Source organism: Sorangium sp. So ce363, assembly GCF_051520435.1.
Lineage (GTDB): Bacteria > Myxococcota_A > Polyangia > Polyangiales > Polyangiaceae > Sorangium > Sorangium cellulosum_B.
In genome coordinates this window covers 9,606,392-9,632,215 of the sequence record NZ_CP150333.1, presented here as the reverse complement: position 1 = coordinate 9,632,215, position 25,824 = coordinate 9,606,392, and the positions used below count along the sequence as shown (strand labels likewise).

Annotated in this window: 17 protein-coding genes; 5 read left to right on the top strand and 12 right to left on the bottom strand. The window is 71.6% G+C overall.

Translation table 11 applies throughout. From position 1 onward, the window contains the following. Positions 1–182: 182 nt before the first annotated feature. The 4 genes from WMF12_RS36215 to WMF12_RS36200 form a co-directional block, all read right to left on the bottom strand. Positions 183–5,840, bottom strand: coding sequence for an AAA family ATPase (locus tag WMF12_RS36215; protein WP_437852557.1), 5,658 nt, complete (start codon positions 5,838–5,840; stop codon positions 183–185). Positions 5,841–6,408: 568 nt separating this feature from the next. Further along, on the bottom strand, positions 6,409–8,463 hold the full coding sequence (locus WMF12_RS36210; RefSeq protein ID WP_437852555.1) for a M3 family metallopeptidase: 2,055 nt from the start codon (positions 8,461–8,463) through the stop codon (positions 6,409–6,411). A 225-nt stretch (positions 8,464–8,688) separates the two neighbouring features. After that, positions 8,689–9,828, bottom strand: coding sequence for an acyl-CoA dehydrogenase family protein (locus WMF12_RS36205; protein WP_437852553.1), 1,140 nt, complete (start codon positions 9,826–9,828; stop codon positions 8,689–8,691). 73 nt (positions 9,829–9,901) lie between these two features. Further along, positions 9,902–10,459 (bottom strand): CAP domain-containing protein, encoded by a 558-nt coding sequence (locus WMF12_RS36200; protein WP_437873928.1) that lies wholly within the window; start codon positions 10,457–10,459, stop codon positions 9,902–9,904. Positions 10,460–10,861: 402 nt separating this feature from the next. Here WMF12_RS36200 and WMF12_RS36195 point away from each other — a divergent pair, with 402 nt between their 5' ends. Beyond that, positions 10,862–12,052, top strand: a complete 1,191-nt coding sequence (locus tag WMF12_RS36195; RefSeq protein WP_437852551.1) for a hypothetical protein — start codon at positions 10,862–10,864, stop codon at positions 12,050–12,052. A gap of 94 nt (positions 12,053–12,146) precedes the next feature. On the opposite strand, the gene WMF12_RS36190 is transcribed toward WMF12_RS36195, so the two are convergent. Beyond that, positions 12,147–13,190 carry an AraC family transcriptional regulator gene (locus WMF12_RS36190; protein ID WP_437852549.1) on the bottom strand — a complete coding sequence of 348 codons (1,044 nt, stop codon included), beginning with the start codon at positions 13,188–13,190 and terminating at the stop codon, positions 12,147–12,149. Between the two features lie 77 nt (positions 13,191–13,267). Between WMF12_RS36190 and WMF12_RS36185 the strand changes: the two genes are divergently transcribed. Then, positions 13,268–14,293, top strand: a complete 1,026-nt coding sequence (locus WMF12_RS36185; protein ID WP_437852547.1) for a Rieske 2Fe-2S domain-containing protein — start codon at positions 13,268–13,270, stop codon at positions 14,291–14,293. 283 nt (positions 14,294–14,576) lie between these two features. On the opposite strand, the gene WMF12_RS36180 is transcribed toward WMF12_RS36185, so the two are convergent. The 5 genes from WMF12_RS36180 to WMF12_RS36160 form a co-directional block, all read right to left on the bottom strand. After that, positions 14,577–15,047 carry a response regulator gene (locus WMF12_RS36180; protein WP_437741267.1) on the bottom strand — a complete coding sequence of 157 codons (471 nt, stop codon included), beginning with the start codon at positions 15,045–15,047 and terminating at the stop codon, positions 14,577–14,579. Positions 15,048–15,681: 634 nt separating this feature from the next. After that, entirely contained in the window at positions 15,682–17,064 is a 1,383-nt protein-coding gene (locus tag WMF12_RS36175; protein WP_437741266.1) for a sigma-54-dependent transcriptional regulator, read from the bottom strand. A 135-nt stretch (positions 17,065–17,199) separates the two neighbouring features. Next, a complete protein-coding gene (locus WMF12_RS36170; protein ID WP_437852545.1) occupies positions 17,200–18,675 on the bottom strand; it encodes an ATP-binding protein in 1,476 nt (491 codons plus the stop codon). A gap of 132 nt (positions 18,676–18,807) precedes the next feature. After that, positions 18,808–19,809, bottom strand: coding sequence for a flavin-nucleotide-binding protein (locus WMF12_RS36165; protein ID WP_437852543.1), 1,002 nt, complete (start codon positions 19,807–19,809; stop codon positions 18,808–18,810). Continuing rightward, on the bottom strand, positions 19,806–20,429 hold the full coding sequence (locus tag WMF12_RS36160) for a glutathione S-transferase family protein (RefSeq protein WP_437741262.1): 624 nt from the start codon (positions 20,427–20,429) through the stop codon (positions 19,806–19,808). The genes WMF12_RS36165 and WMF12_RS36160 overlap by 4 nt, the downstream gene beginning before the upstream one ends. A gap of 147 nt (positions 20,430–20,576) precedes the next feature. On the opposite strand from WMF12_RS36160, the gene WMF12_RS36155 reads away from it, so the two are divergent. Further along, positions 20,577–21,479 (top strand): LysR family transcriptional regulator, encoded by a 903-nt coding sequence (locus WMF12_RS36155; protein WP_437852541.1) that lies wholly within the window; start codon positions 20,577–20,579, stop codon positions 21,477–21,479. A 41-nt stretch (positions 21,480–21,520) separates the two neighbouring features. On the opposite strand, the gene ahpF is transcribed toward WMF12_RS36155, so the two are convergent. Both ahpF and ahpC read right to left on the bottom strand, forming a co-directional pair. Next, the gene (gene ahpF / locus WMF12_RS36150) at positions 21,521–23,083 is read right to left on the bottom strand and encodes an alkyl hydroperoxide reductase subunit F (RefSeq protein WP_437852539.1); all 1,563 of its coding nucleotides are present in this window, start codon (positions 23,081–23,083) and stop codon (positions 21,521–21,523) included. An 83-nt stretch (positions 23,084–23,166) separates the two neighbouring features. Further along, entirely contained in the window at positions 23,167–23,730 is a 564-nt protein-coding gene (gene ahpC, locus WMF12_RS36145) for an alkyl hydroperoxide reductase subunit C (RefSeq protein ID WP_437710813.1), read from the bottom strand. 133 nt (positions 23,731–23,863) lie between these two features. Here ahpC and WMF12_RS36140 point away from each other — a divergent pair, with 133 nt between their 5' ends. Then, complete coding sequence (locus WMF12_RS36140) at positions 23,864–24,829, top strand: hydrogen peroxide-inducible genes activator (protein ID WP_437741259.1); 966 nt, start codon at positions 23,864–23,866, stop codon at positions 24,827–24,829. A gap of 110 nt (positions 24,830–24,939) precedes the next feature. Continuing rightward, positions 24,940–25,800 carry an EI24 domain-containing protein gene (locus tag WMF12_RS36135; protein WP_437852537.1) on the top strand — a complete coding sequence of 287 codons (861 nt, stop codon included), beginning with the start codon at positions 24,940–24,942 and terminating at the stop codon, positions 25,798–25,800. Positions 25,801–25,824 lie beyond the last annotated feature (24 nt).

Genomic DNA, 25,824 nt, shown 5'->3' with positions numbered 1-25,824 from the left:
GGGGCCGGCGCGATGCGCGCCGGCGCTTCTTTGGGGCGGCCGTCCGAGGGGGCCCGGCGCGGGGAGACGGTGTTCTTCGCGCGGCGCGGGGGCCCCGCCGGGGTACGCGCTCACCCGGTTCCTGATCGGGCGGCTCCGGCCGCGAGCGATGTCGAGAGGCTCCTCGCCAGGCGTCGAAGAGCTCAGCCGTCCTTCCGCGGACCGGAGCATGGGAGCTCGACCGTGAACGCAGCGCCTTCGCCGAGCTGGCTCTCGACGCGGATCGAGCCGCCATGCGCCTGGACGATCGAGCGGGAAATGTAGAGCCCCAGGCCGAGCCCACCATAGTGCCTGGTGGAGACGGCGCGCGCGAAGCGCTCGAAGATGCGCGCCGTCTGGGCCGTCTCAATGCCGATGCCATGATCCTTGACGACGAGCCGCGAGATCCCTGCGTCGTGACCGATATGGATCTCGACGGGCTTGCTGGCCCCGAATTTGATCGCGTTGGAGAGCAGGTTGGTCACCACCTGATCGAGCCGCGACCGATCCCAGAAGCCCACCGCGGGCCCCTCGTCGTGGATCGACACCGCGCACCCGGCCCGCGCGAGGTTGAGCTCGAGGCGCGTGACGACCTCGCGGACGACGGCCGCGAGATCGACCTCCGCGAGGTCGAGCGGGAGCTCGTTCGTGTCAATCTGGGAGACCTCGAGGAGCTCGTCGATGAGGCGGTTCAGCCGCTGGCCCTGCGCGTGGGCGAGCTCGATGCGGTTCCGCAGGGTCGAGGACTCGAGGGGCCCTGCGGCGCGACCTGCCTTCAGCATCGCCTGGAGCGCGAGCGTGAGCGACGTCATCGGGGTGCGCAGCTCGTGGGACGCCACCGACAGGAACTCCTCGCGCAGGCGCAGCGCCTCCACGGTCTGGCGGTGGAGGCGCGCGTTGTCGATCGCGATCGCCACGCGGCGCGCGAGCTCCTCCGCGAGGCGGAGGTCCGCGCTCCCATAGCGCCCCGGCTTGGCGGAGCCGAACGTGATCGCCCCGATCGGCTTTCCCCTGGCGATGAGCGGAACGGAGAGCGCGGACTGAATCCCCATCGCGCGGATGAGCCTCGCATGCTCGCCGTCGGCGCAGTTGGCCCGGATCTCGGCGTCCGTGAGCGTCGGCAGGAGCACCGGCTCTCCCGTCCGCATCGCGCGGGCCGCCGGGCTCCGCGAGCCGGGCCGGAGCGGATTGAGCCTCGCGAGCTCCCCAAGGAACACCTGCTCGGCCGGATCGGCGTTCATCCCCGCGATCCGCTTCACCTCGGCATCTTCGATGACGTCGATCACGAAGGAGTCGGCGAGCTCGCGGACAGACAGCGAGGCGAGCCTTCCCAGGACCTGCTCGTAATCGATCGACCCGTTGAGGAGCACGCTGGCCTGGGCGAGGAAGGCCATCCGGCGCTCCGCCTGCTCCGCCGCCGCCCGCGCCGCCTGCTCCTCGGCAAGACACAGGGCGCTGTTCAGCGAGATGGCCGCCTGGGCGGCGAGGAGCTCGAGCACCTCCGTGTGCTCGCTCGTGAAGGCGCCGGTGACGAGGTTGTTCTCGAGATAGAGCATACCGACGAGCTCAGCCTGCCTGAGGATCGGCAAGCACAAAACCGATTTGGGCCGGGTCCGGGCGATGTGCTCGTCCGAAGAGAACGTCGGCGCCTCGGCGGCGTTCGCGAGGAGGACGTGCCGCTTTGTCCGCGACACATAGGTGATGATCGAGGCCGGCAAGAGCGGCGAGGGCGTCGCCGGCAGCGAGCGGAGGAGCTTCACGGAGGCCGCCTCTTTCTCGTCGAGGAGGGCCTCGGCTTCGATCGTGAGGCCGCCTTTTCGGCAAAGGATCACGTATCCCTTCTGCGCCCCGGCCTGCTGGATCACGACCTCGACTAGCCTGCTCAAGAGGTCGTCGAGCACGATCTCGCGCGAGATGGCCTGCGACGCCTTGACGACCGACAGCACGTCGAGCCGCTCGGCCCCGACCGCGAGCGTGGCGGTGGGCGCGAGCGACCTCCGCTCGACGAGCCCTGGGTAGAGCCTGTCGAGCTGCCTCACCTTGCCGTCGGCCCCCCAGCGCACGTAGCGGGCGCGGGCCTCGCGCAGGTACCCATCCGCGATCTGGTCGAACCCGCGCGCGCGGTAGAAGCGCGCGGCCGTCTCGTAGGCGATTGCCTCGTTGTTGACGAAGCCGTTGTCACGGGCGGAGCGGATTGCCTGCTCGTACAGGTGCGCCGCCTTCTCCGCCTCGCCGCCGAGGCGCGCCTCTTCTGCGGCGACCAGCGCCGCGCGGCTCCCGAAATTCTCGGGGCAGCTCGAAGCCCAGGCTTCGAGCTGCCGAAGATGAGCGAGCAGCGCTTCGCGGTACGACCGCCGATCGTCAGGCGAAGCCTCGTCATGATGGGCGGCCAGCGCCAGCGCGCGATAGAAATGGTACTCGGCCCTTTCAAAAACGAACCCGGTTATCCACAGGATCGGCTCTGCCACCGCAGCGGCCGCCAGGGCGGACGCATAGTCGCCGGCATAGAACCGCGCCTCCAGCTTGCGGATCCAGTACCAGCACTTGGCCATCAGCAGGGACGGGTCGCCGGCGAGGTGCGCCTCGAACTGGTTTTCGTCGAATTGCTCGTCGTTGAACGAGGAGAACGACGGCGAAAGCCCGCGCAGGGTGCGGATGAGCCGCTCCTTGCCGACGCCGACGTCGATGAAGAGCCCGAACCTCGCCTTCCGTGTGAGGGCGAGCGATCGCTCGGCTTCCCGTTGCGTCTCATCGAGCGGTTCCCCTCCGGCAAGGAGCAGCGTGACCACACACTCGGAGATGCCGCCGGCAATGGCCAGGTCGCCGGTCTCCACGGCCGTGCCGAGGGCGCGCCGGAGCCACTCGATGCCGCCGCGAAGCGGTTTTGTCCAGGGATTGATGGCCATCCCGAAGAAGGCGTAAACGAAGGCGCGGAAGCGGAGCTGCCCGCGTTTCTCCAAGAGATCAAGCCCGAGCTTGCCGAAGCGAAACCCCGCCTGATAGTCGCCGAAGAACGGGCCGAGAAGCGAGCCGAGATATGTATAAGCGAGGCACGAGCCGTCGCAGTGGCCATGCTCGAGGCTGAGGTTGACCATCCGACAGGCCACGAGGCAGAGGAGCTGTTCGTCGCTATATGCCGCCGGCATCATGAGCACCGTGAGGACGTCCATTGTCGTCTGCCAGCGCGCGTCTGTCACCGGCGGCAGGTCGAGGAGCTCCTCGATCGGGCGACTCCCGAGCTGCCCCTGCATCGACTCGTATTCGTGCCGTACGTCCTCCCTCGTCGGCTGCGGTGACCACTCGATTCCGATGCGCCGGAGATAGTGCAGGCCGGCGTCGATCGCCCGATCATTCCGAGTCTGTGTCGCGTAGAGAACGATCTGCACGCAAGCGACGGCGCCCGCGTCGATGAGATCCTTGGCCTTACGCGCGAGCGTACGGAGCCGCTCTTCCGCCGCCTCGAACGAGCCCGTCAGGTACTCGCACTCGGCCCGGTTGAGCTCCAGCGCGAAGGTGAGCTCGTACCGTCGGTCCCAGCTGTCTCCTGCCAGCAGCGCCGAGCCGGCGGCGAGGTACCTGAGCGCCGAGGCGTAGGCCGTCGACCTCTTGGCGCGTTTGCCGGCAATGAGCTCGAGCTCGGCCACCCGCACGCGCTCGTCTCGCGACGTGATCAGCGCGGCGCCGCGGTCGAGCTGGTTCACGATCTCGAAGATCTTCTCCTCGAGCTCCTCCGCCGCGGTCCGCGACAGGAGCAGCCTGCCGATCTCGAGGTGCGCCGCGGCGCGCTCGCCTTTGGGGACGAGCGAATAGGCTGCCTCCTGGACGCGGTCGTGGGCGAATTGGTACGCGCCCTCCAGGCGGAGGATGAGCCCGGCGCGCACGGCCGGCGAGAGATCCTCATAGAGATCCTGCTCCGAGCGGCCGAAGGCGCGGGTCAGGATGGAGATCTCCGCGGTGCTCCCCACACAGGCGAGCTGCCTCAGCGCCTTCTGGGTTCGCTCAGGGAGCCGCGCGAGCTTCTCGACCATCAGGTCGATCACGTTGTCGGTGACGCCCTTGGCGTAGATCTTCGCCATGTCCCACCGCCACGCCTCCGCGAGCGCGTCGAGCTCGATCAGGCGCTCGTCGTGGAGCGCGGTGAGGAGCTGGATCACGAAGAAGGGGTTGCCGGCCGTCTTCTCCTCGACGAGGCGCGAGAGCGGCGCGGCGCGCTCGCGGGAGCAATGGAGGGTATCGCTGATGAGCGCGGTGAGGTGCTCGCTGGAGAGCGGGCCGAGCACGATGTCGGCGACGCGCGCGCCCTCCTTCCGCACCCTGTCGAGCGCCAGCGTGAGCGGGTGCGAGGGGGGCACTTCGTTGTCACGGTATGCCCCGATAACGAGGAGATGGCGCGCCTCGGCGCGGGTCATCACATCCTGAAGGAGCTCGAGGCTCGCCGGGTCGGCCCACTGGAGATCGTCGAGAAAGAGCGCGAGCGGGTGCGGCCTCCGGGCGAAGACGCCGATGAAGCGCTGGAACACGCGCTTGAACCGGCTCTGCGCCTCGGCCGGCGGCAGCGAAGGGACGTTCGGCTGCCGGCCGATGATGAGCTCGACCGGCGGGATCACGTCCACGATGAGCTGCCCGTTCGCGCCGAGGGCCGAGAGGAGCCGCTCTTTCCAGGCGGCGATCTTCTCCTCGCTCTCGGCGAGGATCTCGTCAACGACCCCGGTGAACGCCGCGACGATCGTGGCATAGGGGACGTCGCGCTTGTATTGCTCGAACTTCCCCGAGGCGAAGAAGCCCCGCTCGCGGACGATGGGCTTCTCAAGCTCACGCACCAGCGCCGATTTACCGATGCCGGCGTGGCCGGAGACCAGCAAAAGCTCGGGGACTCCATCGCGGACAACGCGCTCGAAGGCGCAGAGCAGCTCGGAAATCTCCCTGTCGCGCCCGTAGAGCTTCTGCGGGATCTGGAAGCGGTCGGATACGTCCCGCTCGCCGAGGGGGAACGGCTCGATCGTGCCGCGGGAGCTCCATGGCTCGAGGCACCGCTCCAGATCGTGCCGGAGCCCGCGAGCGCTCTGATACCTGTCCTCGGCCTCCTTTGCGAGCAGCTTCATCAGAATGGCCGAGACGACGTCCGGCACCCAGGGCGCGCTCTCCGCGGGGGGGATGGGCGAGCGGGCGATGTGGCAATGCACCCACTCCAGGGGATCGGTCGCCTGGAAGGGCAGCTCGCCGGTGAGCATCTGGCAGAACGTCACCCCCAGCGAGTAGAGGTCGCTCCGCTCGTCGGGCGCTCGGTTCATTCGTCCGGTCTGCTCGGGCGACATATAGGGCAGCGAGCCCTCGATCTGCCGGAGGCTCCCGCTCTCCTGCCGATGGCACGGCAGCGTCGAGGCGAGCCCGAAATCGATGAGCTTGACTTCGCCCGTCGTGGGGTGGACGAGGATGTTGTCGGGCTTGAGGTCTTTGTGGACGACGTTCCGCTGATGGATATCCGCCACAGCCGAGACGATCCGGATTGCGAGCCGCAGGAACTCCGCGATGTCCATCGGCGGGCGGACCGCCCGATCGAGCGACTCGCCGCCGAAGTCTTCCATGACGAGGGCCGGCCTGCCTTCGTAGGTCTCGAGGGCGATCGGCCTCACGGCGGCCGGGATATTCAGCGCGCTCTCGATCGAATATTCGTTCTTCAGCCACGTGAGGTGCTGCGAGCGGTGCTGCGGGGCGAGGACCTTGAGGACGACCGGCTGCCCGTCTGCGGCGCGGACGCCGCGATAGAGCACAGCCCCCTTGCTCGTGGAGAGGACCTCCTTGATGACGTACGTCGTATCCATCCTTTTCCCACCAGCCCAGGAGCCACCTCGGCCGGCATTGCCCCGTGTATCCGTGAGTATCGTCGCGACCCCCTGAGAGCACGTCTAGCAGCAGTTGGCCTGATTTTTGCTGTTGAACCCGGCCGGCGGCCTAACATCGGGCGGGCTGATGGGGGCGGCAGCAGCGGCGGGATGGTGGGTTCAGTGGTGGGCAGCAGGGCGGATTTCGCCGCCGCGTGGGACAGCCGACGCGTCATCAGCCGCACCATCGTCACAGAATGCGGCTCTCATCCTCGCGAAACGCGACGTCGAGCACCCAATGGCACTGGTTCTCGATCGACCAGTGGTCACGGATCAGGGATGCCATCGTTTTGCACTGGTCCGCGCGCGGGAGCTGATGAAGAAGTGTGCTTGCGCGCGGCGCCGGTAGCGCGTGTCCTGAGGCTGAGGTGTCGGGGAGCCGTGGGGGGCCGTGAGCGCCTTGGGAGCGGGGCCCGCGGCCCGTGAGGGGCCGTGGGGGCGTCGTGGAGGACCGCGGCGCTGGGGGGCCCGGGGAGCCGCCCGAAGGCTCAGGGCCCGCCCAGGGGGCTCAGGCGAGCCCGCTGCGCTGGAGCAGGGCGTCGAGGGTGGGCTCGCGGCCGCGGAAGCTCCTGTAGAGATCCATCGGGTCCTGCGTGTCGCCGAGCGCGAGGATCTGGCTCCGGAACGCGTCGCCCACCTTCCGGCTGAACAGACCCTCTTCCAGAAAGCGGGAGAAGGCGTCGGCGTCCAGCACCTCGGCCCATTTGTACGAGTAATAGCCCGCTGCGTAGCCCACCGGGCTCGAGAAGAGGTGCGAGAAGCCGGCGATCATGGCGTAGCCCTCGGGCAGCGGGACAGGCGAGTAACGCCCGAGGACCTCGCGCGCGAACTCGACGACATCGCCCTGCTCTCCGGTCCAGTCCATGTGGAGCGCGAGGTCGATCTCGGCGAAGCCGAGCTGCCGCATCGTCGCGGCGCCCGCGCGGAACGTGCGGGCCGCGCGCATCCGCTGGAGCAGGTCGTCTGGTACCGGCGCGCCCGTCTCGTGGTGGCGCGCGAAGAGGTCGAGCGCGTCCCGCTCCCAGCACCAGTTCTCCATGATCTGCGAGGGGAGCTCGACGAAGTCCCAGGCGACGTTGGTGCCGGCGAGGCTCCGGATCGGCACCCGGCTCGAGGCGTGGTGCATCATGTGGCCGAACTCGTGGAACAGCGTCTCGACCTCGCGGTGGTTGAGCAGCGCGGGGCGGCCGCCGACCGGCGGGGTGAAGCTGCCCGCGAGGACCTCGAGGTGGCGCGCGTCCTCGCCGGCCGCGCGCCCGTCCTCGCTCGGCGCGCCCGTGACGAGCCCGTGCATCCAGGCGCCGTCGCGCTTCTGCTCGCGCGGCACGAAGTCGAGATAGAAAGCGGCGCTCTGGGCGCCGTTCGGCTCGACGAGCTGGTAGGCGCGGACGCTCGGGTGCCACGTGGGGGCGGCCTGCCAGGGCGCGATGCGCACGCCGTAAAGGCGGTGGGCGATCTCGAACAGGCCGGAGACGACGCGATCCAGCGGGAAATACGGGCGGAGCGCCTCGTCGTCGAAATCGTAGCGGGCGCGGCGGAGCTTCTCGGCGTAGTAGGCGACGTCCCACGGCGCGAGCGGCGGCGCGTCCGGGCCCTCGATCTCGCGGCGGAAGGCGGCGAGCTCCTCCTTCTCGCGGGCGAAGACCGGCTCGGTGCGCGCCCGCAGCGTGTCGACGAAGCGCCGCGCCGCGGCGCCCGTCTTCGCCATCCGGTCCTCGAGCACGAGATCGGCGAAGCTCGCGTAGCCGAGCAGCCTCGCCTTCTCCCCGCGGAGCTCGAGGATGCGGCGGATGAGCGGCCGGTTGTCGTGGTCGCCCTCGGTCGCCCGCGTATTGAAGGCGCGGTAGAAGCGCTCGCGGATAGCGCCGTCGTCGAGGTGCGTGAGCACGGGGATGTAGCTCGGCGCCTGCAGCGTGAAGCGGTAACCCTCGATGCCCCTGTCCTTCGCGCCCTGACGAGCCGCCTCGACCGCGCTCGGCGGCAGGCCGGCGAGGCGGGCAGCGTCCTCGACCACGAACTCGAAGGCGTTCGTCGCGTCGAGCACGTTCTGCGAGAAGCGCAGGGTGAGCGTGGCGAGCTCGACGTCGATCTCGGAAAGGCGCTTCTTGCCGGCCGGGTCGAGCTCGGCGCCGCTCCTCCGGAAATCGTCGAGGGTCTTCTTCAGGAAGCGGTGCCGTGGGCCCGTCAGCGCCGCGGCCTCGGGCGTGGCCGCGTACGCCTTGAGCGCGCCGTAGACGCCCTCGTTGAGGGCGATGCCGCTCAGGAACTCGCTGACCTCCGGCTGGACGGCGTTGTACGCGGCGCGCAGCGCGGGTGTGGTGGACGTCGATTCGAGGTGCGAGACGACGTTCATGGCGCGGTCGAGCCGCTCGGTGACGGCCTCGAGCGCGGCGAGGGTGTTGTCGTACGTGCGGGGGCCGGGCGCCGCGACGAGCGCGTCGAGCCGGGCGCGGGCGTCCTGGAGCAGCGCGCGCACCGCGGGCTCCACGTGCTCGCTCCGGATGCGATCGAACGGGATCTCGAAGCCGAGAATGAGCAGGGGATTGTCGGTCGCTTCGGTCATATCGTTCCTGGTTGGGCTTGAGGGGCCGGCGGACGGGCGCGGGCCGGCGACCCTCGGCCGGTCCGCGCAGCCCTACCTTGGTAAAGGCGCCGGCGAGGGTTGGCCAGTAGTTCGTCGTCCAAGTTCTTCCATGTTGGATGGGAAGGGGCCGAGCACCCTCCCCGGGGGCCTGATGCCACGGCGAGGGAGGAGCTTGGTGAGACGAGGTGAAGCGCGGGCGAGCGGCTAGACGCCCAGCCACCGCGCGACGATCGTGGCGAGCACGTCGGACGTCCCCGAATGGATGCTGCCGCCCAGGGCGTCGTCGATGGCGGAGGGGAGGCCGCTCTCCTCGAGGTAGCCAGCGCCGCCGCGGAGCCGGAGGTCGTCGAGCGCGGACGTCACGGCCGAGTCCGCCGTGTGCCACTTCGCGAGCGCGGCCTCGGCCTGGCCGCGCTCGCCCTGGTCCAGCGCCCACGCGGCGCGGTAGATGAGCAGCCGCGACGTCTCCAGCCGCAGCTTCATCTGCGCGAGGCGGTGCGCGACCGCCTGGTGGCGGGCGATCGCCTGGCCGCCGATCTCGCGCTCGCGGGCGAAACGGACGGCCTCGCCGAGGGCGCGCTCCATGGCGCCGAGGCGGAAGGCGAGGATGAGCGCGCGCTCGAAGGTCATCGCGATCTGGAAGACGGCGAGGCCGGCGCCGGCGCGGCCGAGGAGCGCGTCGTGGCCGACCTCGCAGCCGGCGAACGAGACGGGCGCGAGCCGCGCGCCCCGGAGGCCCGCGGTCGCGAGCGGCGCGCCGGGGAGGATGCGCGCGGCGCCCTCGCCCGCGGCGCGGGGGACGAGCAGCGCGGTGAGGCCGCGCGCCGGGGCCCCTCCGGCGCGGCCGCCGCCGTCGCGCGCGATCGCGAGGTACACGTCGGCCCGGTCGGCCCAGGTCACGTACCGCTTGTCGCCGGTGAGCCGGTAGCCGGCGTCCGTGCGGTCGGCCCTCGCCTGCACCGACGCGACGTCCGAGCCCGCGCCGGCCTCGGTCGCGGCGACCGTCGCCATGCACGCGCCGCTCGCCATCCGCGGCAGCCACGCGCGCTGCTGCGCGGGCGTGCCCACCCGCGCGAGCAGGAGCGCCACGCCGAAGAGGTGCGCCCCCGCGGCGAGCAGGACGCCGCCGTCGCGCAGCGTCGCGCCGAGGCCCTCGTAGGCGAGCGCCGTCGTGACGAGGTCGAGGCCCTCGCCGCCGAGATCGCGGGCGATCGGCAGGCCGAGGGCGCCGCCCCGGGCGAGGACGCGCATGCGATCGTCCGGGGCCGCGGCGTCGGCCTCGGCGCCGAGGGCGCGCATGCGGTCGTGGACGGCGCGCTGGGAAGGGGTCCACCCGAAGTCCATCGCCGCTGCGATACCAGAGCCGGCGAGGGGCGGGGAGGATGACGAGGACGGCGCGCGCCGCCGGCGCGCGGGCTCAGTAGGGGCGCTCTCCGGCGAAATTGCCGGGAGGATCGTAGTTGCACACCCAGATCTGCCAGGTGCCACCGCCGAACGGCGAGCCGGTCGTGCAATCGGCGACCCCGCAGCCGAGCCGCAGGGAGTCGGCCCATACCACCTGAGTGTAATGGCCGCAGGTGGAGCTGCAGGCATTGCTCGCAAGGTCGTAGTTGGCCGCCTCGTCGACCCACGAGGCGACAACATCCTCCGGTGTGGGTGATGAGCCGGTCGACGCGAAGATGTTTTCTCCATAATCGCTCGCGCTATGGCCGAACATGCACTGGGCGGCATAGGCCTGAGCCACCGCGGCGATCTCGGGCGACCACAAGAGAGGGGGCACCGGCTGATCGGCGGGCGGGTCGACGGCGGCGCGCGCGGCATTGTGGGCCGCCGTCATCCCCGTCATCCTGGGCGGCTCGCCGGCGGCCTGGCCGCTCGTCGGGCTCTCGTCGTCGGACGAGGCGCCGCAACCGGCCGTCAGGGCGAGCACGAGAGAGAGCTGCACGAACCGGGGGAGCCGTGGGCCGAGCGTCATCACGGGGCCATTGTCCTACGGCTCGGCCGAGCTCTGCAACGGCGATTCGATGATGGCTGGTTGAACCCACGACGTGCCGTGTCATGGCGCGCCCTCTGCCCTCCCCTGGACGGCCGCGAGCGGGCGTTCTTCCTACCTCTGCCGTCGACATGAACATCAACAGATCTCGTCGTGGATGGCTCCCGTGCTGACGGGCTTCGCCCTAGGGTGACGTCGAGACGAGCAACAATTCCGCAGCATGGGCCTTGTCATGTGGGTCGATCTATGAACTATTGTCGCCCTGCTTCGGAGGCGGCTGCAGGCCGAGCTCGGAGGCGAGCGTGCTCCCTCATGGGGTTTCACCGCTCTCCGTGGCAGTCCCGCACCAGCGGCACGCCCGACAAAGAACGAAGGAGTTTCCCGATGAATATCCGTGTGACGTGGCGAATCGCGGCATTCCCGCTGGCGCTGGCGGGGCTCTCCGTCATCCCGGCGATGGGGTGTGACAAGGTCTCGGAGCTGCAGAGTGACATCTGCTGTCGCGACTTCACGCCGGGCGCCGATCTCGCCACGGTGGAGTGGGGTCTCGAGGGCGAGGCCGAGCTCAATTATGGTGCCTTCATGCAGTCCGTGTCGGACTTCACGGGCGCCGCGGGCGCCATCGTGGCGGACGTGACGAGCGCCTGTCAGGCGATCGCGCTGGACCTCGGCGCGGACGTGGCGACGATCACGGCGACGAAGCCGAACGAACGGGCGGAGCAATGGTGTGAGCTCGCCGTCGACGCGCTCGGGGACGCGACGGCCGACCTGTCGATCACCTTCCAGCCGCCGAGCTGCACGGTCGACGCGAGCGTACAGGCGAACTGCGAGGCGAGGTGCAGCGCCAACGTCGAGTGCCAGCTGACCCCGGCGGAGATCGTCGCGCGCTGCGATCCCGGTCAGCTCTCGGGGCGGTGCGAGGGGAAGTGCACCGGCTCGTGCGAGGGCTCGGCCAACCTGGCGGTCCACTGCGAGGGGACGTGCCAGGGGACGTGCGAGGGCACATGCGACGGCGATTGCTCCGCGACGACTGCCGGCGGCGACTGCCGCGGCGAGTGCCAGGGCACCTGCACGGGCGAGTGCCGTGGCTCGTGCTCGTTCGCGGCCGAGGCAGAGGTGCAGTGCAACGCCGATTGCTCGGGCTCGTGCGACGTCCAGTTCAAGGCGCCGAAGTGCAGGGCCGAGCTCAAGCCGCCGAGCGCCGAGTGCCAGGGGTCCGCGGAGTGCAGCGGCTCCTGCGAGGCGAGCGCGAGCGCGAAGGCCAGCTGCAAGGAGCCCGCGGTCAACATCGAGGGTGGGGCCGACGTCGAGGCGGCGATCGCGACGCTCAAGGCGAACCTGCCGCGGCTCCTCGTCGTCGCGCACGCGCGCGGCGAGCTGCTCCTCGCCAGCGCCGAGGCGGTGGTCCAGGCGGGCGGCAACCTCGAGGGCGCGGCCACCGGCAGCGTGAAGGCGGGGGCGTGCCTCATCCCGGCCACCAACGCGATCACGCAGGCGGTCGAGAACATCCAGGCGGGCATCACGGGCAGCGGCAGCGTGATGGCGAAGCTGGAGATCGCCCCCCCCGGCCCGTGAGCGCAGGGCCCGTGAGCGCAGGCCCGGCAGCGGCGCAGGCCGCGGCCGGGCGCGCGTGAAGGAGCCCGTCAGGCCAGCCGCTGGCGCAGGCCGCTCACCGCGGCGCTGCGCCCCTGGTCCGGGCGCGGAACGCCTCCGGCGTCACGCCGGTCCAGCGCCGGAACGCCCGGTGGAACGCGCTCGGCTCGGAATAGCCGAGCAGATACGCCACCTCGCCGATCGCCATGTCCGCGTCGAGGAGCGCCGCAGCGCGGCCGCGCCGGACCTCGTCGAGCAGGGCGTGGACCGACGTCCCCTCGTCGCCGAGGCGGCGCTGGAGCGTCCGCGGGCTCATCCGCAGGCGCGCCGCGAGCGCGCCCAGGTCGGCCCCCTCGCGCAGCCGCTCGCCGAGGAGCGCGCGCACGCGGTCGGACAGCGCCGGCGGCGCCGCGCCCGGCAGGCGCGCCGCGGCGGCGCTCATGTGGCGCTCGAGGAACGCGGCGAGCGCCTCGTTCGCGTGCGGTAGCGGACGGGCGAGCTCTTCGACCGGCAGGACCAGCTCGGTCGCCGGCGCCCCGAACAGCACCGGCGAGCCGAGCCGCCGCGCCTTCTCCTCCGGATCACCCTCCGGCGCGTGGCGAAAGCGCACCGCGAGCGCCTGGATCGGCGCGCCGCACATGCGCCCGGCGTTCACGAGCGCGTCGAACGCGAACATCTCCGCGAGCTGGCCGTGGGCCGGCCGGTCGGGCCCGAAGGGCACGAACCCGAGGTGCGCGCGGCGCCCGCGGATCTCCAGCGTGTAGCGCTCGCCCTCGTTCCAGATCTGCTGGTAGCGGAGCATCCGGCGGAACGACTCTCCGAGCGTCGGGCTGCTCATGGCCAGGAAGCCGAGCGCGTCGAAGTGCTCCGGCTCGAAGCGCGCCGCGAAGTCGAGGCCGAGGTGCGGATCGGCGGACGCCGCCACGGCCGCCTCGATGAGCGCGTAGAACGCCGCGAGCGGCACGCGGGCGTCCGGATCGGCGAGCGCCGCGCCGGCGAGCCCCGCGGCCTCGAGCAGCGCCCGCCGATCCGCCCCGCGCTCCGCGGCGTGGTCCGCGAGCTGCGCGGCGGTGCGGGCCCAGATCGTCGGGGCGGGCGCCCGCGGGGCCTGGCGCCGCATGTCAGCCCTTGTGGCGCGCGCTGTCACTGCTCCCCGGCCGGGCCGGCCCCAGGCTTCCGGGCGATCGGAGGAGCATCATGCGAAAGCACGGCATCGAGGAAGGTCGCGGCGCGTTCGTCGAGGGCGCCTGGTACATCATCGCGGACGCGGCCTGCGTGGGCAAGCGGCCGGTCGCCGTCGAGCGCTTCGGGACGCGGCTCGTGCTGTTCAGGGACGAGCGCGGCGCCCTGGTCGTGGCGCGGGCGCGCTGCCCGCACCGCGGCGCGGACCTCGGCCTGGGGCGGGTCGTGGACGGGGCGATCGAGTGCCCGTACCACGGCTTCCGGTTCGCCTCGGACGGGCGCTGCGTCGCGATCCCGTGCGAGGGGCGCGGCGCGAGCGCGCGCGGCGCGGGGGATGCGCTCGCGCTGACCCGGTACGAGGCGCGGGAGCACCGGGGTTTCGTGTGGCTCTTCTGGGGCGAGCGGCCGGCCGAGCTGCCGCCGGTGCCCTGGTTCGATGGCCTGCCGCCGGACGAGCGGCACGCCCACACGGCGTCGATGGACTGGGACGTGCCGTTCGCGCGCGCGATGGAGGGCATGCTCGACTTCCACCACCTGCCGTTCGCGCACCGCCCCTGGGTCCCCGGCGTCGGCGCGATGCTCGACCCTTGCGAGGTCCGCGTCGAGGGCGACGTCATCCACGCCGAGGCGGTGCTGCGCCACGACGACGGGGAGCCCTGGGACGGTCGTCGGGGGTGGAGGTTCGAGATGGAGGTGCGCTTCCCGGGCGTGGTGCGCCTCTCGTTCGGGAAGCGCGTGGTGGGCATGGCGGGGTGCGCGCCGATCGACGCGGAGCGGACGGCGATCGTGGGGCGGTACTACGTGCCGATCCCGGTGATCGGGCGGCTGCTCGCGTGGCTCGGGTTGCGGGCGGAGTTCTGGCTGATCCAGCCGGGCGACGAGCGGATGCTCGCGTCCTCGGAGCCGCGCGACGCGGATCTCGACGCGTGCCGCTTCGTGCGCGCGGACGCGGGGATCCTCGCGTGGCACAAGATGCGGCGGGCGCGGCTGAAGGCGCAGCGCGCGGGGGAGCCGCGCCGGCTGCCGGTCGAGGCGGGGTGAGGCGGCGCCGGGCGACTCACGATCGCACGGATCTGCTCCACGACGATGTTGAAAACCTATCCAACGGTCAACTGGCGCGCTCCTGACAAGGGTTGTGGGTAGGCCAGCTGCTCGTCGATAGGCGCTCCCACCTACGCGCCATCTCGTGATGTCCGTGATCGCGAGATGCTCCCCAGCAGGGTGCCGGCTCCGATGAGCGCTTTGGTGATCGGCGTCGTGGCAAGTGCCGCGGGCCCATGGGTGTGACCGCGGCGTGGGGCGGCGCGGGTGGCTGCGTGGTGCGTCAGCCGCGCATCGAGACGAGCGTCTGGACCACGAGCCGCAGATCGTCCACGTCGAGCGGCTTGTCGAGCACCGCGTCGGCGCCCAGGCGGTAGGCCTCCGCGTGTGTCTCCGGGTCGCCGAACGCGGTGATGAGGACCACCGGCGTCGTCCAGTCGTCGCGGCGCAGCCCGGCCAGCAGATCGAGTCCGCTCGCGCCTGGCATCCGGATGTCGCTCACCACGACATCGACCGGGCCGCCGTTCCCGGAGACGAGCGCTTCGCCCATCAACTCGAGGAGGTGTTTGGCGTCATGCGCCTCCAGGACCTCGTAGCCGTCGCGGCGGAGGGCGGTGGCGAGGAGCAGCCGCAACTCCCTGTCGTCTTCGGCGAGCAGCACGCGGATGGGGGGCGCGCCGGGGTGGACGCGCGGCACCGGCTCAGGGGGCGTATTCAGGATCGAGGCAAGACCGCGCATCGAGTCGGGGGGCATCGGGCTCTCTCCTTGGTGAGAGGCCTGTATTGCAGGCCGCGTGCCGCCCACCGGCGGCCGTCCCGAACCGACCGGGGTTGGGGTGGCTGGAACCGACCGGGGTTGGGGTGGCTGGAACCGACCGGGGTTGGGGGGCTGGCCGGAACCGACCGGGGTTGGGGTGGCTGGAACCGACCGGGGTTGGGGTGGCTGGAACCGACCGGGGTTGGGGGGCTGGCCGGAACCGACCGGGGTTGGGGTGGCTGGAACCGACCGGGGTTGGGGTGGCTGGAACCGACCGGGGTTGGGGGTGGCTGGAACCGACCGAGGTTGGGGTGGCTGGAACCGACCGAGGTTGGGGTGGCTGGAACCGACCGGGGTTGGGGTGGCTGGAACCGACCGGGGTTGGGGGTGGCTGGAACCGACCCGGGTTGGGGAGGCTGGCCGGAACGGCTGGAACCGACCGAGGTTGAGGCCGCAGGCGCCGACCCAGGTTGCGGCGGACGACCCAGGTGGCGGCGGACTGCAGTGGGACTGGCGGCGACCCCCCGCGTGGGCCATCCGGGGTGGGGCGTCGTTCCCCGCCCGGGGTATTCCTCCGCGCCTCGGCGTGGGCTTCGAGCTTCAGGTCGCCCGACCCACCCCGCCCACCCTCTCAGCTCCCCTTCGTCCCCCCGGCGCCCGGCTCCCACCGCTCCAGCTTCCGGTGCAGCGTCTTCCGGTCCAGCCCCAGGATCCTCGCCGCCAGCGTCTTGTTCCCGCCCGCCGCCTCGAGCACCCGCAGGATGTACCGCCGCTCCACCTCCTCGAGCGGCACCAGCTCGGACGGGTCGTCCCCCGCCACGAGCACGTGCGACGGCCGGTGCTCCCGGATCTTCGCCGGCAGGTCCTCCACCGTGATCTCCGGGTACCCCGTGAGCGCCACCGCCCGCTCCATGCAGTTCTGGATCTCCCGCACGTTGCCCGGCCACGTGTACGCGAGCAGCCGCTCGGCGGCCGCCGGTGACAGGCCGACCACCTCCTTGCCCCAGCGCGTGGCGAAGTCCTCGATGAAGCGCTGCGCGAGCAGCAGCACGTCGCTGCCCCGCGCCCGCACGGGCGGCAGCTCCACGTGGAGCACGTTGATCCGGTAGTACAGGTCCTCCCGGAAGCGGCGCGCCTCGACGGCCTCGTCCAGGTCGCGGTTCGTCGCGGCCACGATGCGCGCGTCGAACGGCACCTCCGCGCTCCCGCCCACCGGGCGCACCCGGCGCTCCTGGAGGGCGCGGAGCAGCTTCGGCTGCACCGCGAGCGGCAGCTCCCCGATCTCGTCGAGCAGCAGCGTCCCGCCGTTCGCCTCGACGAACAGCCCGGAGCGCGCCGCGCGCGCGTCGGTGAACGCCCCCCGCACGTGCCCGAAGAGCTCGCTCTCGATCAGCGACTCCGGCACCGCCGCGCAGTTGATCGCCACGAACGGCCCGTCCTTGCGGCGGCTCCGCGCGTGCATCGCCTTCGCGACGACCTCCTTGCCCGTCCCGCTCTCGCCGGTGATGAGCACCGTCGCGTCCGCGTCGGCGATGCGCTCGATCAGGTCCTGCACGCCCCGCATCGCGGCGCTCCGGCCGATGAGGTCCGGGAACCCGCCGGGCCCGGCCACGGCGCGGCGCAGCCGCCGCACCTCGGCCTTGAGCGCGTGGTGCGCGATCGCCCGCTCCAGCGCCAGCGCCAGCGCCTCGATGTCGACCGGCTTGGTCACGTAGTCGTACGCGCCCGCGCGGATCGCCTGCACCGCGGTCTCGATGCTGCCGAACGCGGTGATCACCATGACCGGCACGTCCGGCCGGATCTCGGCCGCCCGTCCGCAGACCGCGATCCCGTCCATCCCGCGCATGTTCAGATCGGTCAGGATGACGTCGAAGCCCTCGTCTGCCTCGAGCAGCGCGAGCGCCTCCGCCGGTGAGGTCCGGGTCGTCGCCTCGACGCCGCGTGACCGCAGGTCCGCCGAGAGCCACGCGCACATCGCCTCGTCGTCGTCGATGATCAGCGCTCGCCTGCCCATCGTCACCTCGATGGCTCGCCCGCCATCTCTCCTCGATAACTCGCGTAGTACAGCGCCCCGCCCGCGGCCAGCCGCGGCGCGGCGGCCGCCCGGTCAGCCCGCCCTCGCCCTCAGCCCGCGGCCGCCGGGCTCGCGTCATCCTGCGTCATCCTGGCCGCTCGGCGGGAGGTACACCGTGAACGTCGAGCCCTTGCCGAGCTCGCTCTCCACGTCGATCCAGCCCCCGTGCTCGCGCACGATCCCGTAGGACACGCTCAGCCCGAGGCCCGTGCCCTCGCCGACGTCCTTCGTGGTGAAGAACGGCTCGAAGATGCGGAGGATGTTCTCGGGCGCGACCCCCTCCCCGCCGTCGGTCACCCGGACGGCGACGTGCTCGCCCTCGGCGCCGCCGTGGTCGGCCGGCGGGCGCGCGCGGGCGCGCTCCACCCGCACGGTGAGCTCGCCGCCCCGCTTCATCGACTGCATGCCGTTCATGATGAGGTTCGTGAGCACCTGCTGCATCTGCCCCGAGTCCACCTCGGCGCGCGCCGCCCCGCCGCTCGCCTCGTCGAGGCGGAGCGTCACGCTCCGCTTCCGGGCGAGGGGCTCCAGCAGCGCCAGCGTCTGGCGCGCGATGTGCGCGAGATCGGCCGGCGCCTTCTGCGCAACCCGGCGGCGCGCGAAGTCCAGCAGCTGCCGGATGATCTTCGTCATCCGGTCCGCCTGCTCGGCGATGATGCGCGCGCTCTCCGCCGCCTCCTCCTGCGGCAGGCCGCGCGCGATCATCTTGGCGCGGCCGCCCACCACGTTGAGCGGCGTGCCGAGCTCGTGCGCGAGCCCCGACGCCAGCTTGCCCACGGTGGTGAGCCGATCCGCGTGCCGGAGCTGCTCCAGCGCCGCGATGCGCGCGGTCGTCTCGCGGCCCGCGCGCTCGCGCGCCTCGGCCAGGTGCTCGCACATCGCGTTGATCTCGTGGGCGATCCGCCCGAGCTCGTCGCGCTGCGGCAGGAGCAGCGGCCCGCCGAGGTCGCCCTCCCCGATCCGCCGCGCCTTGTCGACGAGCCGCCGCGTCGGGCGCCCGACGAGGACCTGCCCGAAGGTCATCGCCAGGAGCCCGCTCAGCGCCGCGAGGGTGATGATGGTGGCCACGGTGTTGACCACGCTCGCCTGGACGTACGCTTCTTCCTCCTCGAGCGACTCGGAGATCTCGATGGCGCCGACGCGCTCGGGCTCCACCCCGACGGGCGCGTACGTGTAGAAGCGCCCGCTCCTGTCGCCCTTGCGCTCGATCCGGAACACCTCGGTGCCCCGCGAGAGCTCCTCGATCTCGGCGGCGGGCAGCGCGGGCGCGAAGCGATCCCCGGCCGGCGCGTCGAGCCACACCCAGCGGAACCGCACGCCGTCCTCGCGCTCGCTCATCTCGTCGAGCAGCTGGAGCGCCTCCCCCATCCCGTCCCGGCGCCACGTCTCGACCACCGCCGCGCGGAGCGCGATGCCGATGAGGTGCTCGTCGCGCCGCATGTCCGCCTCGAAGAGCGCCCGCTCGCGCCGGACGGAGAGGTAGCCGTACAGGCTGAGCGCCGCGCACATGACGAGGACGAGGGCGAGGGTGAGCTTGCTGGCGAGTCGCATGAGGTCGCGGGTAGGATGCAGGACGCGTACGCGTTCTCAAGGTGCCCGTCCGCACGCTGACCCGCCCGGGCCCGCCCCGGATCGCCCCGATGGGGCAAAACTCCCCTGGACGGGCCCCCGCGGGCCGCGGCGTCACCCGCGCGCCACGTCCTCCCACGAGCCGGTCGCCGCGAGCTGCGGCGCGGGCACCGGCGCCGACCAGCGCAGCGGCAGCGCGTCCTCCCGGAAGGCGCCCTCGGCCACGTGGAACCGCAGGAGCCGCTGGGCGCCGGTGAAGGCCGAGAGCTCCGGCCCGTCCCAGAGCACCTCGGCCTCGCCGGTCAGCGACAGCACCCCGCCGGAGGCGAAGTCGACGAAGAGCACCCCGGCGCTCGGGCAGAGCGCCAGGTTGCCGAGCGTGTTGAACGCGAAATTGCCCGTGAAATCCGGCGAGGTCAGGACGGTGTGGCCGTCCTCCTCGGTCACGCGCACGAAGCCCGGCTTGCCGCCCCGATGGGACACGTCGGCGCCCTCGATCGCGTCGCCTCCCCGCGCGGCCGGCGCCGCGGTCGCGATGAAGAACGTGTCCGCGCGGCGGATCAGCGCCGCCGCGCCGGCGGACAGCGCCGGCCTTTCCGCGTGCGCCGGGGGCGCGGCGGCCGCCTCCGGCGCCCTCACGAGCTCGGGCTCTCGCGCCTGGATGTACTGCGCGCAGTTGCCGAAGCTCTGCCCGACCTCGACCACGAAGCCTCGCTCGTCGGCCGCCGTGATCGTCCCGTTCATCCGGTTTCGGCGGCGGGTCTCCAGCTGGATGCCGAGGAGGCCGACGGGCGCGCCGGCCACGAGGTGCGGGCCGAGCGCATCGCCGGCTCCCGGGCGAGCGTTCACCGCGAGCGTCCGCGGATCCGGGGACGAGATGAACCCCGGCGGCCCCACGACGATCGAGGCCCACGGCCGGCGCTCCGCGTCGAGGGCCCCGACGAGCAGGAACGGCAGCTGCGCGAACAGCTCGCGGTGCTGGTCGGGCATGAAGTCCCGGATGATCCGGCGCCCGGCCTTCTCGGCGCGCTCGCGCGCCCCGGCCCGCGCCTGTACGGCCATCTCGCCCGGGTGATAGGGCGAGCCCTCCCTGGTCCACCCGGGCAGGGAGGTCACGACAGCGCCTTCTTCATCGGCACGAAGCCGGGCAGCCCCTCCACGCGGGCGAGCCACGCGCGCAGGTTCGCGTACGGATCGAGCGACACGCCGCCCTCCGGCGCGTGCGCCGTGTAGGTGTAGATCGCGATGTCCGCGAGGGTCGGCTCGTCGCCGGCCAGGAACCGCTGGTCCGCGAGGTGCTGGTCGATCACCGCGAAGAGCTGGGCGGCGAGCCCCTTGGCCTGCTCGACATCCAGCTTGCGGCCGAACACGCTCGCGGCGCGCGCCGCCGCGGGCCCCGCCACGAGCTGCCCGGCGGCCACGGAGAGCCACCGCTGCACGTGCGCCGCCGCCACCGGATCGCGCGGGAGCCAGCGCCCCGACGGGTCGTACCGCGCAGCCAGGTACACGAGGATCGCGTTGCTGTCGGCCAGCGTCACGTCGCCGTCCTCGATCACGGGCACCTGACCGAACGCGTTCTTGCTCAGGAACTCGGGCGTCTTGTGAGCGCCGCCCTTCAGGTCGACGTCGACCCTCTCGAACGGCAGCCTCAGCAGCGACAGGAACAGCTCCACGCGGTGCGCGTGTCCCGAGAGCGGATAGCGGTAGAGGCGGATGGGGCTGGCAGGGAGGGTCATCGAGGTGTCCTTTCGGCTGTGGATGTCAGCGGGAGCGGCACAGTCCGCGTGGGGCTCCCGCGCTCGCCGAGCCAGGATGCCCATTCCCACGGCCAAGGGTAATGCTCGTCCTTGACAAGGGACCATTCCGGAAACTGGAATAATCCGATGGACCGCCTCGACTCCATGCGCGTGTTCGTCGCCGTCGCCGAGGAGGAGGGCTTCGCGCCGGCCGCGCGGCGGCTGTCCATGTCGCCGCCGGCGGTGACCCGGGCCATCTCTGCGCTCGAGGAGCGCATCGGCACGCGGCTCCTGCACCGCACCACGCGCGTCGTCCGCCTGACCGAGGCGGGCGCCCGGTACCTCGCGGACTGCAAGCGGATCCTCGGTGAGATCGAGGAGGCCGAGGCGTCGGCGGCCGGGTCCCATACCGCGTTGCGAGGGCAGATCGGCGTCACGGCGCCGGTCCTGTTCGGGCGGATGTTCGTCGCGCCCGCCCTCTTCGATTTCCTGGCTCTCCATCCGCGCGTGTCGGCGTGGACGCTGCTCGTCGACCGCGTTGTCGACATGGTCGACGAGGGGCTCGACGTCGCCGTCCGGATTGCCCATCTGCCGGACTCGTCGCTCAGCGCGATCCGTGTCGGCTCCGTGCGGCGGGTGGTCTGCGCTTCGGCGGAGTACCTCGCCGCGCGGGGCGAGCCCAAGGCGCCGGCCGATCTGGCGCGTCACGACACCATTGCTTTCTCTTGGACGGGCTCCCCGGTGGAATGGTCGTTCGGGGTGGGCTCGCGGGTCGAGAGGGTCTTTCCGTCATCGCAGCTCCTCGCCAATACGGCCGACGTCGCCATTGCAGCGGCCGTGGCCGGGCGAGGGCTCGCGCGGGTGCTCTCGTATCAGATCGACCCGGAGCTGCGCGCCGGGCGCCTCTCGATCGTGCTCGCTGCGCACGAGCCCCCGCCGGTCCCTATCCATGTCGTCCACCCGGAGGGCCGGCGGGCGGCGGTCAGGGTGCGCGCGTTCGTGGATTTCCTCGTCGATCGGCTCCGGTCCGAGGCGTGGCTGAGCTCGTGATCGCAGACGGGCTCGCGCGTCGAACCTCGGCCGGAGGGCGCTCAGTCCGCCGGCGCGGTGGCGCGGATGAGGTGCTCGAAGGCCCCGAGGGCGGCCTTCGCGCCGTCGCCGAGGGCGACGACGATCTGCTTGAACGGCGTGGTCGTCATGTCGCCGGCGGCGAAGAGGCCGGGCACCGACGTCTGCCCGCGGTCGTTGACGACGACCTCGCCGAGGCCGTTGAGCTCCACCGTCCCCTTGATGAACCCGGTGTTGGGGAGCAGGCCGATCTGCACGAACACGCCCTCGACCCCGATCTGGTGCTGCTCCTTCGTCTCGGTGTGCTCCCAGCGGAGCCCGACGACCTTCTGCCCGTCGCCCACCACCTCGGTCGTGCGCGCGCGCGTGACGATCTCGACGTTGGGCATGCTCTTGAGCTTGCGAACGAGGACCGCGTCGGCGCGGAGGGCGGGGGCGAGCTCGAGCAGGGTGACGTGGCCGACCACGCCCGCGAGATCGATCGCCGCCTCGACGCCGGAGTTGCCGCCGCCGATGACGGCCACTCGCTTGCCCTTGAACAGCGGTCCGTCGCAGTGCGGGCAGTACGTCACGCCCTTGGTCCGGTACTCGGCCTCGCCGGGGACGTTCATGTCGCGCCACCGGGCGCCCGTCGCCAGGACGACGCTCTTCGCGCGGAGCGTGGCGCCGCTCGCCAGGCGCAGCTCGAACGGTGAGCCGGGGGTGATCGACGCGACGCGCTCGTGCTTGATGAGCTCGACGGGGTACACGCGCACGTGTTGCTCGAGCGCCGCCGCGAGCTTGGGCCCGTCGGTCTCCACGACCGAGATGAGGTTCTCGATGGCGAGGGTGTCCATCACCTGCCCGCCGAAGCGCTCGGCGACGATGCCGGTGTCGAGGCCCTTGCGCGCCGCGTAGATGGCCGCCGAAGCGCCAGCGGGCCCGCCGCCGACGATGAGCATGTCGAACGGCTTGCGCTGGTCGAGCGCCTCGGCGCGCTTCTTCACGGCGGAGCCGTCGTCGAGCTTGGCGAGGATCTGCTCGATCTCCATCCGACCCTGGCCGAAGGGCTCGCCGTTCAGAAAGACGGTCGGCACGGCCATGATCTTCCGCTGCTCGACCTCGCCCTGGAAGAGGGCGCCATCGACGGCGACGTGGCGAACCCTCGGGTTCCTGGCCGCCATCAGGTTCAGCGCCTGCACGACGTCGGGGCAGTTCTGGCACGATTGAGAGAAGTAGGTCTCGAACCGAAGCTCGCCGTCGAGCCGCGCGATCTGCTCGAGCGCCTCCGCGCTCACCCGCGGCGGATGGCCGCCGACGTGCAGGAGCGCGAGGATCAGCGAGGTGAGCTCGTGACCGAGCGGGAGCCCCGCGAAGATCACGCGCGGCTCCTCGCCAGGGGAGTGGACGCCGAACGACGGCGTGCGCCCTTCGCCCTCGCGCCGCTCGTGGAGCTCGACGAGGGACGAGGCGCTCGCGACGTCGCGCAGGAGCGCGCGCATCTCCTCCGACCCCTGCGAGTCGTCGACGAAGGCGGTGACCGCGACGGGACGGGTCAGCCGTCCGAGGACGTCGCGGAGCTGGGTCTTGATGGAGTCTTCGAGCATGGCTGCGTTCCTTCCGGCGAGTACGAGCGGGTCACGAGCGGTGTCGGGCGTCGCCGCGGCACGCGCGGCGACGCCCGAACGCCTCAGATCTTGCCGACGAGATCGAGCGACGGCTTGAGGGTCTTCGCGCCCTCGTCCCACTTCGCCGGGCAGACCTCGCCCGGGTGCGTGGCGACGTACTGGGCCGCCTTGACCTTGCGGAGCATCTCCGCCGCGCTGCGGCCGATGCCGAGGTCGTGGATCTCGTAGACCTTGATGACGCCGTCGGGGTTCACGAGGAACGAGCCGCGGAGCGCGAGGCCCTCCTCCTCGATGAGCACGCCGAAGTTGCGCGACAGGGTCGCGGTCGGATCGCCGACGAGCGGGTAGTTAACCTTCTTGATCGCCGCGGACGTGTCGTGCCACGCCTTGTGCGCGAAGTGCGTGTCGGTGGAGACGCCGTAGATCTCGACGCCCAGCTTCTTGAACTCGCCGTGGAGGTCCGCGAGGTCCTCGAGCTCGGTCGGGCACACGAAGGTGAAGTCCGCGGGGTAGAACACGAAGAGCGACCACTTGCCGAGGACCGACTCGTGCGAGACGTCCACGAACTTCCCCTGGTGGAACGCGGTGGCCTTGAACGGTTTGATGCGGGTGTTGATGAGCGACATTCTCTCTTCCTCGTTTCGGGGCGGGGGCGTCTCGTGCCTCCGCGCCGTCGAGAGGCAACGTGGTCGTTCTGCGCCGGCGGTGCAAATCGAACGATTTTATGAATCGTTCACTTTTTGTGATACTCCTCCGGCCATGGACCTCGAGCAGGTGACGCTCACGCAGCTCCGCTACGCCGTGGCGGTGGAGCAGACCCGCAGCTTCCGCACCGCGGCCGAGCGCTGCCACGTCTCGCAGTCCGGGCTCAGCATGCAGATCCAGAAGCTCGAGGAGCTCCTGGGTACCGTGCTGTTCGACCGCAGCAAGAAGCCCGTTCTGGTGACCGAGGAGGGGGCGCGCGCCATCGCTCAGATGCGCGAGATCCTCCGGGAGACGGAGCGGCTCGGTCAGATCGTCGCCGGCGACGACGCTCCGGCGGGGCGCTACCGGCTGGGGATCATCCCGACCCTCGCTCCCACCGTGCTGCCCCTGTTCCTCGATCCCTTCGTGAAGGCACACCCGCGCGTCGAGCTGTTCATCGAGGAGCTGAAGACCGAGGAGATCATCGAGCGGCTCGCCGCCGACACCCTCGACGCGGGGCTCGCTGCGACGCCGCTCCACGCTCCGGGGCTGAGCGAGACGCCCCTCGGACACGAGGCGATGGTCGCCTACCTCCCCGAGGGCGACCCGCTGCTCGACCGCAAGTCGGTCACGCAGGCGAACCTCAGCGATCGCGAGCTGTGGGTGCTCCCGGAGGGGCACTGCTTCCGGAGCCAGGTGCTCTCGTATTGCAGGAGCGGCCAGGCGAGGCCCCCGCGCGGCGTTCAGCTCGAGAGCGGCAGCTTCGAGACGTTGATCGGCCTTGTCGACACCGGGCTCGGAGCGACGGTGCTACCCGCGCTCGTGGCGCAAGGGCTGCCCGCCGAGAAGCGCCGCGCCCGCGTGCGGCCCCTCGCCCGGCCGATCCCGCTCCGGGAGATCGGGCTCGTCACGTCGCGGACTCAGCTGCGCAGGCGCGTCACCGAGGCGCTCGCGGCCGCGATCCGCGAGCACCTCGGCCGCGCGCTCGGGCCCTCGCCCCCGGGCGGGAGCGTGCTCGATCCGCTGCTCCCCGAGGGCTGACGAGGCAGGCTCGGAGGTCATCCACGCATCGACGATGAGGCAGCCTTCACTGCACGGCAGGCGGAAGCTCGTCCAGGGGCGGATGCCAGCGCGCGGAAGGTGTTGACCGGATGCACGACCGCTGGGACGTTCGTGGCCGGATGATCACCCCCGATGTTCCCCGCGGCTCTCTCACAGCGGCCGCGCAGCGCCCGTCCGCGGGGCTCGTGCCGCTCGAGCGCCCCGGCTTCGGCGCGGGCCTCAAGGCCATGCTGGGCGGCTACGGTTACCTCTTTCGCGCGCCGGACCTCTGGCCGCTCGCGCTCGTCCCCACGGGCATCGCGCTGGTGCTCATGGTCGTGCTCTCCATCGTCGGCGTGAAGCTCGCGCCCTCGCTCGTCGAGCTGATCGTGAGGGAGCCGGGGGCGGGGTGGCCCTGGACCGTGCTCATGGCCGTGCTGCGGATCCTCTCGCTCGCGGTGGTGCTCGTGGCCGCCCTCGTCATCTCGTTCGGGCTCGCGAAGCCGCTCTCGGGGACCGCGCTGGAGCGGATGGTGCGCAGGGCCGAGGCCGATCTCGGGGCGCCCCCGTGGCCGGAGGTCGGCTTCTTCGCGGACATGTGGCGCGCGCTGCAGTCGTCGCTCGTGGCGCTCGCCTTCACGCTCCCGATCCTCATCGTCCTCGGCGTCGTGGGTCTCCTCTTCGCGCCGGCGAGCGTCGTCGTCGTCCCGCTCCAGCTCGCGGTGACGGCGCTCGCGGGGGCCTGGGACCTCTGCGACTGCCCGCTGTCGATCCGCGGCGTGCCCGTGGCAGAGCGGATCGCTTTCGTGCGCCGGAACCTCGCCGCGGTGATGGGCTTCGGCTTCGGCCTCGCGCTGCTCTCGTTCTTGCCTTGCGCGCTGCTCATCGTGCTCCCGGCCGGCGTCCTCGGGGCGGCTCGACTCGTCGTCACGCTGGAGCGGTGGGAGGCCACGAACCGAGCGCCGCGCTGAGCTCGAGCGATAGAAGCCTGGAGC

Coding starts and splice junctions, on each gene's coding strand:
- WMF12_RS36180 (WP_437741267.1), bottom strand. CDS start 15,047: ATGCCCCCCGACTCGATGCGCGGTCTTGCCTCGATCCTGAATACGCCC.
- WMF12_RS36215 (WP_437852557.1), bottom strand. CDS start 5,840: ATGGATACGACGTACGTCATCAAGGAGGTCCTCTCCACGAGCAAGGGG.
- WMF12_RS36200 (WP_437873928.1), bottom strand. CDS start 10,459: ATGACGCTCGGCCCACGGCTCCCCCGGTTCGTGCAGCTCTCTCTCGTG.
- ahpF (WP_437852539.1), bottom strand. CDS start 23,083: ATGCTCGAAGACTCCATCAAGACCCAGCTCCGCGACGTCCTCGGACGG.
- WMF12_RS36140 (WP_437741259.1), top strand. CDS start 23,864: ATGGACCTCGAGCAGGTGACGCTCACGCAGCTCCGCTACGCCGTGGCG.
- WMF12_RS36205 (WP_437852553.1), bottom strand. CDS start 9,828: ATGGACTTCGGGTGGACCCCTTCCCAGCGCGCCGTCCACGACCGCATG.
- WMF12_RS36185 (WP_437852547.1), top strand. CDS start 13,268: ATGCGAAAGCACGGCATCGAGGAAGGTCGCGGCGCGTTCGTCGAGGGC.
- WMF12_RS36155 (WP_437852541.1), top strand. CDS start 20,577: ATGGACCGCCTCGACTCCATGCGCGTGTTCGTCGCCGTCGCCGAGGAG.
- WMF12_RS36160 (WP_437741262.1), bottom strand. CDS start 20,429: ATGACCCTCCCTGCCAGCCCCATCCGCCTCTACCGCTATCCGCTCTCG.
- WMF12_RS36210 (WP_437852555.1), bottom strand. CDS start 8,463: ATGACCGAAGCGACCGACAATCCCCTGCTCATTCTCGGCTTCGAGATC.
- WMF12_RS36170 (WP_437852545.1), bottom strand. CDS start 18,675: ATGCGACTCGCCAGCAAGCTCACCCTCGCCCTCGTCCTCGTCATGTGC.
- ahpC (WP_437710813.1), bottom strand. CDS start 23,730: ATGTCGCTCATCAACACCCGCATCAAACCGTTCAAGGCCACCGCGTTC.
- WMF12_RS36190 (WP_437852549.1), bottom strand. CDS start 13,190: ATGCGGCGCCAGGCCCCGCGGGCGCCCGCCCCGACGATCTGGGCCCGC.
- WMF12_RS36195 (WP_437852551.1), top strand. CDS start 10,862: ATGAATATCCGTGTGACGTGGCGAATCGCGGCATTCCCGCTGGCGCTG.
- WMF12_RS36175 (WP_437741266.1), bottom strand. CDS start 17,064: ATGGGCAGGCGAGCGCTGATCATCGACGACGACGAGGCGATGTGCGCG.
- WMF12_RS36135 (WP_437852537.1), top strand. CDS start 24,940: ATGCACGACCGCTGGGACGTTCGTGGCCGGATGATCACCCCCGATGTT.